This is a genomic window from Neobacillus drentensis (assembly GCF_036962765.1).
GTDB classification, from domain to species: domain Bacteria; phylum Bacillota; class Bacilli; order Bacillales; family Cytobacillaceae; genus Neobacillus; species Neobacillus drentensis_C.
Map to the genome: position 1 here is coordinate 1 of NZ_JBALOS010000071.1, position 15,269 is coordinate 15,269.

Below are 15,269 nucleotides of genomic sequence, written 5' to 3' on the forward strand. Positions count from 1 at the left end.
ACATTGTCCTATAAAATAATTACATCCTTTAGGTTGTCAATTCACTATAAAAAGTTAAAAAAGCCTTTATATAATAAGAAAAATGGCATAGTCAGTTCTTATGCCATTTCATGTGTCAATTTATCGTTTTGCACCCCCAAACGGAACCCTTTAATAGAAAAAGGATAGGTTTTTTTTGTATATTTTCTGCCGTTATTCTATTTCCCTTCTTCCAACCTTCTATAGGATCAAATAAATCCAAAATTGATTCAATCCCTCCTTCTACTCTTTATCGATAACTGAAATGAATCATTATCATAACAAGGATGTCATTTACCAAAAAAAAATATCGCCATATAATAACCTTAGCATTTAGAATAGTCTTAATTTTACCAATGTTAAAAACAGTTTAATTTTACTATCCTTAAATGCAATACATATTAGAGGTGATACATAAGATGAAAAAAAGAAATCAGTGGTTTAATGGGAGGACAGCAACTTGGCTTTTCACTTCAACCCTAGTATTCTCCAGTGCTAAATTTCCTTTTGTAGCTCCAACCGGTTTAGCACAGGGAATCACTGCCAATGAAGCAATGACACGGGTTATTGTCGAAATGGACGGCGCACCTGTGATTCGAGCCCTGCCGAAGTCAGAAATGATAGGAGCCGCTTCCAAATCAACGGTAAATAAGTTGAAAGAACAAACCGAGAGCTTGAAACAGGTACACGGCAAAATGTTACAAGCATTAAATGAAAAAAGGATTCCATTCAACAAGTCTCATGAGTATACGTTTACCCTTAACGGGATGGCATTACAAATTCCCAAAAACAAAGTGGATGAACTGCGTTCCCTTCCAGGCGTAAAAGCGGTTTATCCGGATCAGGAATATCACGCAGACTTAGCCAACAGCGTTCCTTTGATTGGTGCTCCTGACGTTTGGTCCAAGCACGACCAAGAAAATCAAGGAGTTACAGGAAAGGGAGTGACGGTCGCGGTGATTGACACTGGTGTGGACTATGATCACCCGGACCTAGGAGTGGGATTCGGGCCAGGACATAAAGTTGTCGGAGGATATGATTTTGTTAATCATGATAACGATCCGATCGACGACGACGGCCATGGCACCCATGTCGCTGGAATTATTGCGGCGCATGGAAATGTGACCGGCGTGGCACCTGATGCCTCGATAACAGCCTTTAAAGTCCTAAACGAAAATGGAATAGGAGATGAATCCGATATCATTGCCGGAATAGAAGCTTCTATTTCGCCAGACAATCCATTCCCGGCAGATGTCATTAATATGAGTCTAAGTGGTCCCGGCGATGGCAGTGATCCCCTCTCCAAAGTCGCCCAAAATGCAGTTGATGCCGGTGTAGTTGTTGTAGCCGCAGCCGGGAATTCAGGTCCAGCATATGGAACGATTGGTGCTCCTGCTATTGCAGAGGGAGTACTTGCTGTTGGTGCTAGTGCAAGCGGTATCAAAGTGCCTGCCGCGAAAATGGTTGCCCCGCTTGAAGAGGATTTGTCCGTTACCCGCCTTGGATTTACAGCAAATCCTCCTGAAGGAGCCACCACCCGCGAGCTGGTAGACGTTGGAGAAGGAGGAGTGGAAAACTACGAAGGATTAGATGTAAAAGGAAAGATTGTTCTAATTCAATTGCCTTTATTGGCAGATTCACAGCAATACTATACAGCGGGGATTACAGCTCAAGAAAAAGGGGCCGACGCTGCGCTCTTTTTCGAGCCTCTCGAAAATGGTCCTGTTTTTAAAATAGGAGAAACTATACCATCTCAATATACATCCAACTTACCTGGAGAGTTACAAGCACAACATGAATTCCTGACAGGTTCATCCATGGACGGCCGGTTGGAATCGTTGATCGCGATGAGAATTGACGAAACAAAAGCTGGGAAATTAAAGTCCACCTTGGCCAAGGGACCTGTTAAAATCACGATTACAGGAAAAGACGTAACGGATCAAATAGCTAACTTTAGTTCACGTGGTAATTCCGACTTTCGAGCAAAGCCTGACTTAGTCGCTCCAGGTGTTGAAATCAATTCGACGTACATCAAGAAACAAGATGATGATTCCGGTTACACAAGATTGAGCGGGACAAGCATGGCAGCCCCTCATGTGGCGGGAGCAGCTGCCCTCCTGAAACAACTCAAGCCGTCATGGAAAGCCAGCGAGATTTCCAGCGCTTTAAAAGAAACCGCGAAACCGCTGGCATCATATGATGTGCTTACACAAGGGGCAGGAAGACTGGATATAAAGGCTGCAGCGGAAACCGATGTGGTCGCCTCTCCTAATGGATTAAATTTGGGAATAGCTGATATAAAAGATTCTGAGATTCATAGAAGCGCTTCCTTATCTTTGAACAATCACGGAGAAAAGCCAGTTGATATGGATTTCACAGTAAAAGACGATACTAAATCCGGGGCAACCGTTACAGTGAATCCTTCCCATATTCATATAGAACCAGGTCAACAGGTCAATGTTGATGTGAACATCAACATGAATCGGCCGGATCAGGATACGGTTATTTCCGGATGGATAGAAGGAAAAATCCAATCCGCAAACGAATCGCAGCATTTGCGGGAGCCATACCAGTTGACTGTACGGCATCTCCAAATTACTGCATCTCCCGATCCAGTAGCATCCACAGTAAGTCAGACGGAAGCCTTCATTTATAGTCCGGTTGATTTGTCACAAGCTCCAAAAGTGACAGTACGAACTCCAAGCGGAAAAACAAATGAAGTGACTTCTGTCTTAGATCATAATCGTTGGTGGCGGGTGCCCATTCAGACAAGCGAAGTGGGAATATATCGGATTGATGCAAGTTCCAAAGTCAAAAATTCCTCTACTGAGGAAGCTACCATAATAGGTTCTAGTTTTCTGGAAAAATTACCAGCCCTTAAGGAAAACGCTTCACCCTGGAAAGCTGTTGGGCCTTACTCTAATACAGGCCTGATGAATTTTGACCTGAAAAATCCTAAGGGCATGACGGTATTACCTGCAGGCGCATTAACAATACAGACGACTCCTTCAATTTTCCGGACGGATGATGGGGCAGAAACTTGGCATCAGTTTGGAAATTTTCCAGTGGCTGGAGGAACACCAATGGCTCTAGTGGTTGATCCCACTAATGAAAAAAATATATATGTGCCTATTAATGGGTCCTATTTTGATCCAACTTATCAAGGTAAGATATTAGCCAGCAAAGACGGTGGAAAAACATGGAACACTCTACCTTTTCCAAATCTAGAGGTTTCTGACTTACAAATTGATGAAAGTGGGCAAAAACTCGTTGCTATTACGAGGAACGAAGTCTATGTCAGCTTGGACAGAGGAATGAACTGGGAGAAGCTGTCTGGATGGTGGCCATATCTTACTGACGCACATCTTTTGAATAACGACCTTTACCTTTCAACAGGCTACAAAGGTTTATACGTTTTGAAAGATGTATTCTCTGGTTCGCCTACATCTGAGAAATTGTTTCAGCCGCCTTTTAGTAGTACAAAGGATGTAGTAGGCAATCAAGATATACTAATTGCCAGTACATTTGGTGGCGGATTGTACGCTTCCTATAACAAAGGTAAAGATTGGAAAGAACTTACTCACTCTCAAATACCATTTAATAATGTATCTCACTTAGAGATTCTGGATGGAGATATTTATGTAGGGACTGGCTATGATGGAATATTGGTGAGTCACGATAACGGAACAACATGGGAAACTTGGAAAAAACCGCTTCCTGGGTATAACTCCTATGAACTCGATTTCGCCTTAGGACCAAAATCTTCTCCTAAAGCGATGCGCCCAGTTTATGTTTCTTCTACTCAGGCAGGGATATATGGAACACAGGATAAAGGTGAAACATATAAACGGATCGGTATTCCTGGAGCAACGGTTTATGGCCTGGCTATTTCCCGAAACTCCAAAGGATACCAGTTACTTGCCGGGACTGAATCAGGAACGTACCGGAAAGTGTTACCAGTTCAAAACAAGGTTGATTCCGCAACATTCGAGTGGGGAGCGGCTGAAGGTGAAGGAAGAGATGGAGAACAAGTGTATCATATTGCAACGTCCCCAACAGAACCAAATGTCTCTTACAAGATACGCTATAGTGGTTGGACTGGGGTTAGTCAAGTATACCGAAGCAAAGATGGTGGGGAAAACTGGGATTTGAAATTTGAAAATGGAGGATTCGCCCTTGCCATGCAGATTCACCCAGCCAACTCAAATCAAATCATGATCACATATTCAAACGTAAATGAGTATGGTGTGTTAATTAGCCAAGATGGTGGAGAGAATTGGAAAAAGATTAAGCAAGAACACAAGTTTATAGCTTTAGCCGGTGATCCTAAAGATCCTAACCGGATTTGGGCAGGCGGAAATGACGGGCTATTCCTGTCCAAAGACATGGGACAATCATTCCAAAAAATTCAAAACGTTCCTGTAAGCAGGATTGCGATCGACTCACACAATCCGGACCATTTAGTGGTCGGAGGAAACCATTTGTATGTCAGCACAGATGGCGGGAAAACATTAGAAACAGCAAAGGGTGCTGATGAGCTCGAAATATATGTCAATGATATCATCGTTTCCCCTAGTAACCCTAAAGTCGTCTATGCAGCCACTGGTTCCTTTAATAAAAAGGATCTCCGTAAGCAAGGTCGCGGTGTGCTAATGAGTGAGGACGGCGGGGAAACATGGACTAATGTATCCGAGAGCCTCGATAACAGAAATGCGACTGCCCTTGAACTATCACCAGACGAAGAATATTTGTTTGTCGGCACACAGGGCGGCAGTGTCCATCGTTTAAAATTACCTAATAAACAACGTTAAAGATTATCACTTTGACCAAAATCTACTCTACTCCCTTCCCCATTCCGCTTGATGGAATGGGGAAGGTTTTTTAAAAAGAGAAAATTCTTCAGAAAGTAAGTAAAGTATTTTCAGGATACACTCTCTCATTCAGTTTTGTCTTTTCCACATAAGCAACCATCAAGTCTATAAAACATCTTGCAGCATATCCAATATACTTTTCTTTATGATGTACAATGGCAATTTCCTTACAAATAGCTGGGTTTTCTATTTTAATTACCTTTAGGGTTCCATCATTCTCCGAATCGAGAAGCGTTCTGGGAAGAATGGTTGCTCCAATACCTGCTTTCACTAAACTCAATATAGATTTTACCTCAGTTAATTCGATGATTGGCTGAATGGCAAATCCCACAGAGGCAAAGGCAGCATCAATTAACTTTCGGCATGTGTGGTTTATTGGACATAATACAAGAGACAGGTCCCTTATCTCTTCCAACTCCACTATATCCCTATCTGCCAATGGATGGTCATCTGAAACCGCCAAAAAATATTCTTCAATATATAAAGGGATATTCGTTAACTTTTCATTCTCTACTGGCATAAGTGTCAAAGCTATATCAATTTCATTTCTAAAAACCTTTTCTTCAATGTTATCTGACATTAAGATCTTTGTTTGCACTTGGGGCCACTTGCGATGAAGTTCTAAGAAAACTTCCGATGCAAGCTGACTTAATTCTTCCGACATTGCGCCAATGATTAGTTTTCCTTTTTTTACATTTTGAAGCTCTTCTATTTGTTCATAAACACTATTTATATTGGAGAATATATTTCCAGATTGTTCTAGAAGAATTTCACCAGCTTCTGTAATGGCGATTTTTTTTCCTAAACGATCAAATAAACGGACTCCTAATTTATCTTCAAGGGTTCTCATTTGACGGCTCAAAGCAGGTTGTGAAATTCCTAATTTTTCTGCTGCCCTTGTGAAATGTAATTCCTCACAAATAGCCATAAAGTATTCCAATTCCCTTAATTCCATAACTCCCCTTCTCTCTATCGCCTAGTTCAACGCCTATTCGCAGTTGATAAAAAACAAAAATCAAAAGGTAACGTTTTCAAAATATTGTCTTTATTTTCTTATTTAATTAGAGTACTTGGTTTATAACCTCAATGTTGTTATTATATTTCGCAAATGTAAGAAAAGCCTTCCTATCATTTTGATAGGAAGGTATTTTCTTGTCTCAATTATTTGCCTGCAACAGTGTTGAACATTTCTTTTGAGTATTAGACCTAAACCATATTCACCGCCGTGTTCCTTATGAATGGATAGTACTTAATCCAACTGCCGCTAATTTAATATTTAGTTATTTACTTTAGCAGCATTGTAGTATTCTTCTAGTGTAATGCCTTGGCTCGTGATTTCCTTTGCGAGTTTTTTGCCGACATAACGAAGATGCCATGATTCATATTGATAGCCTGTAACGGCTTCTTTCCCTTTTGGATAGCGGATGATGAAACCGTAATCCGCTGCATGCTCCTGCAGCCATTTGGCCTCAGTACTGTCACTGAAGCAATCAACTGCCGCGCATTTGCCATCTCCTTCTGTCACATCGATGGCTAGTCCAGTTTCATGCTCGCTTGTCCCGGGAAGGGCGCTATAGGTTCTCGCTTTTAGATAACCATCCCTGTTAACATAAGTATTAAAAAGAGAATTTTGTGTCTTTTCCGATCTGTAAGCCGAAACTCCTAATAAATTCACACCCTGTGCTTTCGCAGCATCAAAAAGTTTTTTTATAGCAGCTGCAGCTTCATTTCTCATTTCGTGTTTTTCTGAATCAGCCGGCGAAGGAACAAACGGTATTTGGGTAAAAACAAGGTCCTTGGGCACATAGCCGGCAGGCAGTTTATTTTGTTTGTTCACCAGCACGGGAATGCTTTCAGGATTTGAAACAACCACTGTACGATTATTTTGAAAATTATAATGGGCTTGCTTTTGCTCATTGACTAGCTTCCCTTTATGCTGTTTCTCCACTAGGGAATTTTGCTTAGCAGTATTATACATAGATAGCGAAAAACCGGCTAGTGTAATAGTAACGACAATACAACAAATTCCTGTTGAAATTAATTTAAACATATTAAACTTCCTTTTTTAAAAAAATTTCATTGGTTGGTTTACATTTGCTCCTTCATCACCTATCGATTATTCCTTTTCTTCCGTTCACTTTATATCGAAAATTTCTTAAATGCCAACACTGCATTGTGTCCTCCAAAACCAAAACCATTAGAAATAGCATAGTTTATTTTCATGTTAACTGCATGGTTTGGAACATAATCTAAATCACACTCTTCATCTGGTATTTCAAAATTAATAGTTGGAGGAGCTATATCTTCCATGATACTTTTGAGGGTTATTACAGCCTCAATCCCACCTGCTGCTCCAAAAAGGTGCCCAGTCATTGATTTTGTGGAACTTACCTTTAAGTTATAAGCATGAGTACCGAAAACACTTTTAATCGCTTTGGTCTCTGATTTATCTCCTTCAGGGGTACTTGTACCATGTGCATTTATATAATCCACATCCGTCAATCCAATATTCCCCATATCTAAAGCCAATTTCATGGCATTTGCGGCCCCATTGTAGTCAGGGGAAGTAATATGGTATGCATCTGTTGTGGAGCCATAACCTACGATTTCTCCTAAAATTGTCGCTCCTCTTTCCTTCGCATGTTCATATTCTTCCAGGAATAAAACACCCGCTCCTTCAGACATGACAAAGCCATCACGCCCTTTGTCAAATGGGCGACTTGCCTTTTCTGGAAAATCATTAAGAATAGACATTGCTCTCATTCTTGAGAATCCAGCAAAAGCTAGTGGATTAATAGGAGCTTCAGCCCCTCCAGCTAATATGCCATCAGCATAACCATGTCTAATATTTAAAAAAGCTTCTCCAATTGCTTGATTCCCTGTTGCACAAGCAGAAACAGGTGAAAAGCTAGGTCCTTTAAAACCTGTTTTGATAGATATTATTCCTGACGCCATATTACTGATCATCATTGGAACCATAAATGGAGAAACTTTTCTTGGTCCCCTTTCAAGAAATGCTTTATGATTTTCTAATGTAGTATTAATTCCTCCAATACCGGAACCAATATAAACCCCTAATCGATCCTTATTAACATTTTGTAAATCTAGATTCGCCTGTTCTAAAGCTTGTTGAGCAGCAGCAACAGCATACTGTATGAATAAGTCATATTTCTCCTGTTCTTTTTTATCCATATATTGCTCTGCGGCAAAGTCGGTAATATAACCTGCAATTTTGGTGTTAATATTGTTATAGTCATCAGATTCAATTTTTTTGATGCCTGAATTACCTTCTTTAATGTTCTTCCAGAACGCTTCAATTGTATTTCCTAACGGTGAAACCACTCCATATCCTGTTACGACAACTCTTCGTGCCATCAAAAACACTCTCCTGTCATTCCTTTTTCGCATAACTACTTCAAAAGATCTTTAAGTTGTTCAAATATTTTAGACAAGAAACCATCTCTTAATACACGTTTACATTGTAATCCGCCCTTGATGCTTGAAATGAGAAAAACTGCTAATGCTTACAGATCGTCAGTATTTTGAATGCGCCATTCCTTTTTGATGTCCTTAAGCAATTCTGATAGAAAATCTATTTCGATTTGACATAGACGTTTTACTTTCTGTTGCATGAGTATAGGCAAATAATTATAATCTGCCAATAATGCTGCGATAGGGCACACACAATCGGATGAATATAATGAAAAAAGGGCCAAGTTTGCCATGGGGTGAACCCTTTTTTTACCTATTAGTAGGTAAGTATCTTCCAAAAATAAATCAGTTTCAAAAAGCTTTTTAACCTTTTAAAAGGCGGTATATTTCATTCATTGCTTGCTGCAATATCTCCTTTCCCAGTACCCGTCCGTATTGTATTGTTCCTTTCATACATGACACGATGGCAAAAGCTAATGATTCAATTTCTTCGGCTCCCCTTTCTACCAGTGTTACCTTAAGAATATTTTTAATAATCGTTATTTCTAACTGACTGATTTCTCGTACTTTTTGCCTTACTTTTTCAGGAAGGGATTCATAATCTGACTGGAGAGATGAAACGGGGCATATCCCACCGTCGCTTAAGACAATTTGTCTCTCTAAAAAATGCTTGATCTTTTCTTCAACAGTCAGCTTAGAATTCGTAATGAAGGATAAAAAGTCCTGCAAATTTTGAAGCACCAGATCAGTAACGGCAACTCCCAAATCCTCCTTTTTTTCAAAATGATAATGGATGCTACCTTTCGTCACACCCAATCGTTTGGATAAATCATCATAGCTAATGGCTACATAGCCTTTTTCACGAATTAGTTTCAGTGCCAGATCGATAATTTGTGTTTTCCTGTTCTCCATGATTATATATTAACTTACTAGTAGGTAAGTGTCAAGATTAGGCTGATTTCATCCCGCCACTTCATCGGTAAAATGACTGAGACCCCGGCTTGCCGTGTATGCTTACGATTTTCGTCTATTGCAGCTTTCGGGAACTCGATGGTCATAAGCCTCTTCAATACCAAGAGCATCTGGCAAAACTTGATAAATCGATAGAGGACTTGGCTGAAAATGAAACCGATTGAAAGTCCTGTCGTTCTTAACAAAACTCATTGATTAATTTGAAATTTTGTAATGTAAAATACAAAAAAATCATTGATATTTGACAAATTGTGTAAATATAGCGGATGCCTATTGTCTTAAAAAGCAATAGAAAAAGCACTCAGATGAGTGCTTTCAAATGCCATCATATTTTAGGAAAAAATCGGTCAATACCTTGGATTTCTTCATTCGTTAAATGGACTTCTAGTGTTTTCAGATTTTGCAAGACTTGTTCTGCCCTTTTTGCTCCCGGAATGATGACGTCAATGGCTTCACGGGTTGAACCGCAAGTTGCTGAGATCAATCGAGACTAGCAGCAGATCCTTAACTGGCTCCAAATTGGGTCCACGAAGATATGCGCGGCGTTTTGTCGGGAAACGAAGCCCTTCGATCTCAATGAAGTCGTAGACATATTGCGCCGCTGGAAAGCCACCTGAAACATCGACATGGTAGTCGTGCCTGCGTAGTAGTAAATCATCGCCAAAGTAGAAGTCTTGCTCCTTGCTATGACTGGCGACGTGTTCGGGAAACCGTACACGCAAACCGTGCCAGAGCCCGTTGCCCTCTTGCAATGGGGGGATTTCACTGACCTCGAATCCTGGCATGACCATAAAAAAAGGCGTTGTCAGGTATGTCCACATTGCGTACCCGTTGAAATATGCTCGATGAAGCGGGTCCCACGGTGTGTTCATCGTATGGTTAGCAAACAAGGTCCTAGGATCGTATTTCTCGCGGACGGTTTCCCCAGAGAGGGTCTCAATCGCGATACGATTGGGGGTAAAGGCAGTACGCCAATCCGGTTGACCAAAGGGAGTAACAGATGCGATTTCCGAATGTAGCGCGACCGTCATCTCACGAGGATTGGAATCTTGTACGAGCCCTTTCATTGCCCATAAACCGCCACCAGTGACGATCGTGGCAGTCAGTGAACTAAATTTTTCCCATCGGTCAATTCCGCCGTGCGCGTCAATAATTTTTGCAAGTAGGTTGTTCATATTCTCCTCCTTAAGTTGAAAGATGATTCGTTAATGAAAATGAGCTTTAATAAATCACCTCATATTTACTTTACAATCATTACACCACAATGCGCATGCTGGACCACTTTATGGCTTACACTTCCCACGAGCAGTTCTGAAAAGAGGCTAAGTCCCCTGCTGCCCATTACGATCATGTCGTAATCTCCTTCTTTTGCCTTCTTGCATATCATTTCTGCAGGATCTCCAATATGGTATTCGCTATCATATTGTATAGATGACCCTGAAAGGACTTGTGCGGATTCTTCTAAAATCCTCCTAACTTCCTCTACTTGCAATTGTTCAATATCCACTCCGTAAGCAACTGCATTAATATTGTTACTAGGAATAATATGAAGTAGCGTTATACGGGCATTTATCCCAATGTTTTGCGCCAACCATTTAGCCGATTTCAGTGCATGTTTGGAATGTTCGGAACCGTCAACTGGAACCAAAAACCGTTCATACATGTTGTCACTCCCCTTTTTATAAAATCTTATTTTTATAATAAAACCCATGACGTGATTATTGTGATGTAACTCTAGAATAATAACGATTAAATCTGTACGAGCGAATTAGCGCGATAAAATGGAAAAATAGTTTCATTGAAAATTACTGCCAATCGTGCAAATGTGTCTTGAACCATTCCATGGCTGCGCTGTTCGATTGGTCGAAATATTGCGTGTACGGGTCAAAATGTCCTCCCGGTATCAGCTGTGGCTTCGAACATTACATCTTCTGCGAAGACTTCGGGATATGCAGCTTGAAACTTATTTGCCAATGCGGTTTCCCAGTCACTTCTTGTCGATTTATCCATCTCAATCATATTTAATAGTTTGAAAGTATTAGTTTACAAAATAAAGGGTTCTAGAGCTTTGTAAGCTTATTTAAAATAAAGGCTCTTTTTATGACCGCCATTGTACAGCTAATGTGCTTTTAAAACTAACGAAGATCCCTTTTAATTAAGCTTTGACAGCATTTGCTGAACCCCAAAGCGCTCCAGGGTTTACTCGATTTGGATAAAGATCAAGCATTGCATTGTATAAATCTAAAACGTTGTCTGTTTCTTTATCCAAACGAATAAAGTCTAACAGATATTGTTTAGTTTCATCCAAAATTTTTGGGTTATTATCATTTTCAGGGACTTTATGACCCGCAATAACAAATTTAGAATTTAATTCTTTCAAGCCATCGATCGCTAGGATCCATTCAAGTCGAGAACTCTCTGTTGTTTCAGCTAGATGCTGATGGATTCCGTTGTAAACAACATCACCTGCTACCAGTAATTCAATATCTGGAATCCATAATAATGTTGTATTTGCTGTATCCGTAAATCCAGCTTCAATAATTTCTAACCTATGTCCTTCAAGTTCAAAAGAATTTGAATCGATTCCCTCAGGAAAAACTTGGGGTTGAGGAATTTGATTAGGGAATAATTCCCCCCAAAAACTTTCAATTTGTTTTGGACTTCCTTGTATATAACTCACTTCAACAGATCCTTTTGTTGCTAGTGCTTTGACATTTGGAAATGCCTCTTTTATTTGTTTGATTCCAAAGAAATGATCCCCGTGACCATGCGTGATATAGACATATTTCAAGTTACGATCAAAAGACTTTATCCAATCAATCAATTTTTGGTTTTGTTCAATTGTAGTAAAAGTATCCACTAAAACTGCGTCTTTTTCTCCATAAATTAAAGTAGCAGTATTGGAAACCCATTGAAGATCTTCTTTTCCTTTTGGCAGGTTTCTTGTGAGGCCGGCACGTTTTACGCATAATTCAGCGAATTGTAAGTTTGACATTTTAACCATCCTTAAATTTTTTATTAAACGATCCCCATGTATGTCTGAACCCCCATCCGCCCGTAATAAATAGTAGCAGTATTTTTCAATAGCATGTAATATGCGGGCTAACGTTTGTGTTCTACTTTCAATGTTACTGCCTTTTGGTGGCATTAATCTACTAGTAGGTAAGTATTGAGTATTATTGCAATGATTAATTCATTACCAATCGTTCGCGGCATTGGTCGAAACATAAGGTGTTGTCTCACGAAATTAATGTTTTTAGAATGATCCATAACAAAGAAACAGCGACGGGTAAATGACCCTAAAAAGAAAGTCTAAGACCGCCGCTTGTGTTTTCAGCCTTTTATTCAATTAGTCAGCTTCAGTCGAACGCTCAAACCATGTGTTGACTTCTTCAAGCCGTTTGGTATAAGCTTCGCGAATCGTATATGCAGCTTGAGATCCAACTGCCAAACGAAGCGGCGAATTGTCACTTTTTATAACGGAAATAATCAGTTCCACTGCTTTTGCTGGGTCGCCGGTCTTGATGTTCGACATACCTTTCTTGTATGCTTCATATAGCGGAGCATATTCTTGTTTCTTCTCGGTATGCTGCATCGATTCGCCAAAAAACTCTGTTGCGTACACGGAAGGCTCCACGATTGTCGTCTTGATCCCGAAACCTGCGAACTCTTGCGCGAACGCTTCGGAGAAGCCTTCAACTGCAAACTTGGATGCAGCGTATATACTGTACGGAGGCATGGACCAAGTTCCGAAGAAGGATGAAAAATTAACGTAATGGCCCGATCCTTGACGTTTAAAGACGGGGAGTGTTGCTCGGATGACATCTAGTACACCGAACACGTTGACGTCGAACTGCTTCCGGATTTGTTCATCCGAATACTCCTCCATCATTCCGAACAGTCCGTATCCGGCATTATTCACCACAATATCGATTTTCCCGAAAACGTCAACGGCTTCTTGAACGGCGGATTGAATTTGCGCCTTATTTGTCACGTCCAAAGCTGATAGGTGAACACGATCCGGTGCCAGTTCTTTAAAATCCTGAATAGATTCAAGTTTGCGTGCCGTTGCGACCACTTTGTCTCCTGCTTGAAGCAGCTGCTGCACAAATTGCCGTCCGAATCCTGACGAAGTTCCTGTAATAAACCATACTTTACTCATCGTAATCATTTCTCCCTTTTTATTTATTCAGATCCGCTCCTCCGCTTTGATGACAAAACTTGACAGCGATCGATCAATAACTTTTTGCTTTTTGAATTTAATAATTTGTTGCTCTTTAATATTTCCTCCCGAAATTTTCCTTTATATTTACAACTAGTGATTTTGAAGATTCCATAATTTGCTCCGCATTTGAATTGAATTCTATTTTAGTGAATTCATTTAGTAACTGTAATATTTGATTCGCTGCTTGGAAATTTTCATTCGCAATTTGGGCTTGTATGCTCTCTGAACCGTGGATTTTTACATTCTCTCTTAAAATTTCCAGCATTACTTCCATTTTATTGTGACAATTTATAAAATCTTGCATGGATTTCTCTGTTGATGCAACTTTAGAGTATTTAGAATAATAACGATTAAATCTGATTGAATAAATCAACACATAGATAACAATTACCGCAGCAAACAAATTTAGAATAATCAATGAGAAGTTCAAGCTAAAAAATTGAGTCAGCACTCCGACTCCAATAGGAGGAATTATGAATCCGGAGTAGGCGCATAAATAAAATGCCGAAATGACTCGCGGACGTTCTTCCGGTTTCGGCAACTGGCTGGCAAACCTTAAAGCAACTTGAAACGTCCACCCACCGCCAATTGCTTGAATGAATATGCTGGCCCATACCAAAAATAAATTCGCTGTCAGACCAGAAAATACAATGCCCCATGATCCAATAGCAAGTAGTAAGATTCCAAAGCGCATCCGTGAGACTGGATGACTCGGCCAAGGAACGAACTGAGCCAAAGCCCCTCCTCCAAGAAGCAACAAGATTATAATCCCTGAAAAGGCAAGATTTGAAGTGTGAATGACATTTCTGACGAAAGAAGGTATTAGGGATAACGCAATTCCTTGAATTGTGAAAACAGTAAAGATCGGCAGTGCAGCAAATGACCAAAAATGTGAACGAATACTATTAGGTACTCCAAGTGATATCTTAGTCTTAGCCGGTTTCTGCATGAGGGAATCCTCATGCTTAGGAAGAGTTTCCAGAATTACTAAAGAAGTAATTAACATTACAAGTAAAAACCAGAATGGTACTCTAAGCGGCTGCAGATGTAAATATTGCAAAATTAAACCAGCAATAGCTGGACCTAGGCCAAATCCGATGAGTACCGTTGCTCCTGATAACTTAATAGCTGTACTTACTTTATTAGGAGAGATTTGTTTTATTAAAAATGCAGCGGCAGTACCTGTAAAAGAGCCATATGCAATACCTTCCAATATTCTTGCAGCATAGAGCATCCAAACATCAAAACTGCCTAGAAAGAGCAATGTAGAGGCAATAGAAATCCATATACTGCTGCGAAGCACCCTCTTCAATCCCCAGGCGCTCCCTTTGGCTCCTACAACAAACAGGGTCGGCAGTAGGATAGCGGCATAAACGGCAAACAAAATCGTAATTTGCAGACTATTCAATTGATAATGTTCACTGTACAAAGGAAATAACGGTGTAATAAATGTTGCACAGCAGGACATTATAAGATAAACCCAAAGCATTCTTTTCATTTTAGAAATTCCTACTTTCTCAATTTTATTTTACTTACTAGTTGGTAAGTTATATTCCTAGAAAAACCGCCTTTTAATTTTTAAAAAGACGGTTTATTTGATTCAGAACTTGAGATCATACATCCTTTACTAACATGCGTTAATCTTGCAAAGTACCTTCTATCCATGACAGAAATGTATAAGCTACTGATTTATCGGTAACGGCAACTCCGAAATCTTCTATTTTTTCAAAATGATAGTGAATGCTTGCCTT

At 40.0% G+C, this 15,269-nt stretch carries 10 protein-coding genes; 1 reads left to right on the forward strand and 9 read right to left on the reverse strand.

Annotated elements, in window-relative coordinates; genetic code table 11:
* Window positions 1-437: 437 nt before the first annotated feature.
* Complete coding sequence (locus V7137_RS10650; RefSeq protein WP_335698066.1) at window positions 438-4,829, forward strand: S8 family serine peptidase; 4,392 nt, start codon at window positions 438-440, stop codon at window positions 4,827-4,829.
* A gap of 88 nt (window positions 4,830-4,917) precedes the next feature.
* Here V7137_RS10650 and V7137_RS10655 read toward each other — a convergent pair whose 3' ends face one another.
* From V7137_RS10655 to V7137_RS10700, 9 genes are all read right to left on the reverse strand, one after another.
* A complete protein-coding gene (locus V7137_RS10655; protein WP_335698067.1) occupies window positions 4,918-5,844 on the reverse strand; it encodes a LysR family transcriptional regulator in 927 nt (308 codons plus the stop codon).
* A 321-nt stretch (window positions 5,845-6,165) separates the two neighbouring features.
* On the reverse strand, window positions 6,166-6,939 hold the full coding sequence (locus tag V7137_RS10660; RefSeq protein ID WP_335698068.1) for a M15 family metallopeptidase: 774 nt from the start codon (window positions 6,937-6,939) through the stop codon (window positions 6,166-6,168).
* A gap of 89 nt (window positions 6,940-7,028) precedes the next feature.
* Entirely contained in the window at window positions 7,029-8,264 is a 1,236-nt protein-coding gene (gene fabF / locus V7137_RS10665; protein WP_335698069.1) for a beta-ketoacyl-ACP synthase II, read from the reverse strand.
* Between the two features lie 420 nt (window positions 8,265-8,684).
* Window positions 8,685-9,233, reverse strand: a complete 549-nt coding sequence (locus tag V7137_RS10670) for a TetR/AcrR family transcriptional regulator (RefSeq protein ID WP_026565618.1) — start codon at window positions 9,231-9,233, stop codon at window positions 8,685-8,687.
* A gap of 512 nt (window positions 9,234-9,745) precedes the next feature.
* Window positions 9,746-10,468, reverse strand: a complete 723-nt coding sequence (locus V7137_RS10680; RefSeq protein ID WP_335698070.1) for a hypothetical protein — start codon at window positions 10,466-10,468, stop codon at window positions 9,746-9,748.
* 65 nt (window positions 10,469-10,533) lie between these two features.
* The gene (locus tag V7137_RS10685) at window positions 10,534-10,956 is read right to left on the reverse strand and encodes a universal stress protein (RefSeq protein WP_026565620.1); all 423 of its coding nucleotides are present in this window, start codon (window positions 10,954-10,956) and stop codon (window positions 10,534-10,536) included.
* A gap of 492 nt (window positions 10,957-11,448) precedes the next feature.
* A complete protein-coding gene (locus tag V7137_RS10690; RefSeq protein ID WP_335698071.1) occupies window positions 11,449-12,441 on the reverse strand; it encodes an MBL fold metallo-hydrolase in 993 nt (330 codons plus the stop codon).
* Between the two features lie 201 nt (window positions 12,442-12,642).
* Window positions 12,643-13,455 (reverse strand): SDR family NAD(P)-dependent oxidoreductase, encoded by an 813-nt coding sequence (locus V7137_RS10695; RefSeq protein ID WP_335698072.1) that lies wholly within the window; start codon window positions 13,453-13,455, stop codon window positions 12,643-12,645.
* Between the two features lie 115 nt (window positions 13,456-13,570).
* Window positions 13,571-15,016 (reverse strand): MFS transporter, encoded by a 1,446-nt coding sequence (locus V7137_RS10700; protein ID WP_335698073.1) that lies wholly within the window; start codon window positions 15,014-15,016, stop codon window positions 13,571-13,573.
* Between the last annotated feature and the right edge of the window lie 253 nt (window positions 15,017-15,269).

What these genes read in the sequence shown, in the direction of transcription:
- V7137_RS10650 (WP_335698066.1), top strand. Translation starts at nt 438, where the DNA reads ATGAAAAAAAGAAATCAGTGGTTTAATGGGAGGACAGCAACTTGGCTT.
- V7137_RS10655 (WP_335698067.1), bottom strand. Translation starts at nt 5,844, where the DNA reads ATGGAATTAAGGGAATTGGAATACTTTATGGCTATTTGTGAGGAATTA.
- V7137_RS10660 (WP_335698068.1), bottom strand. Translation starts at nt 6,939, where the DNA reads ATGTTTAAATTAATTTCAACAGGAATTTGTTGTATTGTCGTTACTATT.
- fabF (WP_335698069.1), bottom strand. Translation starts at nt 8,264, where the DNA reads ATGGCACGAAGAGTTGTCGTAACAGGATATGGAGTGGTTTCACCGTTA.
- V7137_RS10670 (WP_026565618.1), bottom strand. Translation starts at nt 9,233, where the DNA reads ATGGAGAACAGGAAAACACAAATTATCGATCTGGCACTGAAACTAATT.
- V7137_RS10680 (WP_335698070.1), bottom strand. Translation starts at nt 10,468, where the DNA reads ATGAACAACCTACTTGCAAAAATTATTGACGCGCACGGCGGAATTGAC.
- V7137_RS10685 (WP_026565620.1), bottom strand. Translation starts at nt 10,956, where the DNA reads ATGTATGAACGGTTTTTGGTTCCAGTTGACGGTTCCGAACATTCCAAA.
- V7137_RS10690 (WP_335698071.1), bottom strand. Translation starts at nt 12,441, where the DNA reads ATGCCACCAAAAGGCAGTAACATTGAAAGTAGAACACAAACGTTAGCC.
- V7137_RS10695 (WP_335698072.1), bottom strand. Translation starts at nt 13,455, where the DNA reads ATGAGTAAAGTATGGTTTATTACAGGAACTTCGTCAGGATTCGGACGG.
- V7137_RS10700 (WP_335698073.1), bottom strand. Translation starts at nt 15,016, where the DNA reads ATGAAAAGAATGCTTTGGGTTTATCTTATAATGTCCTGCTGTGCAACA.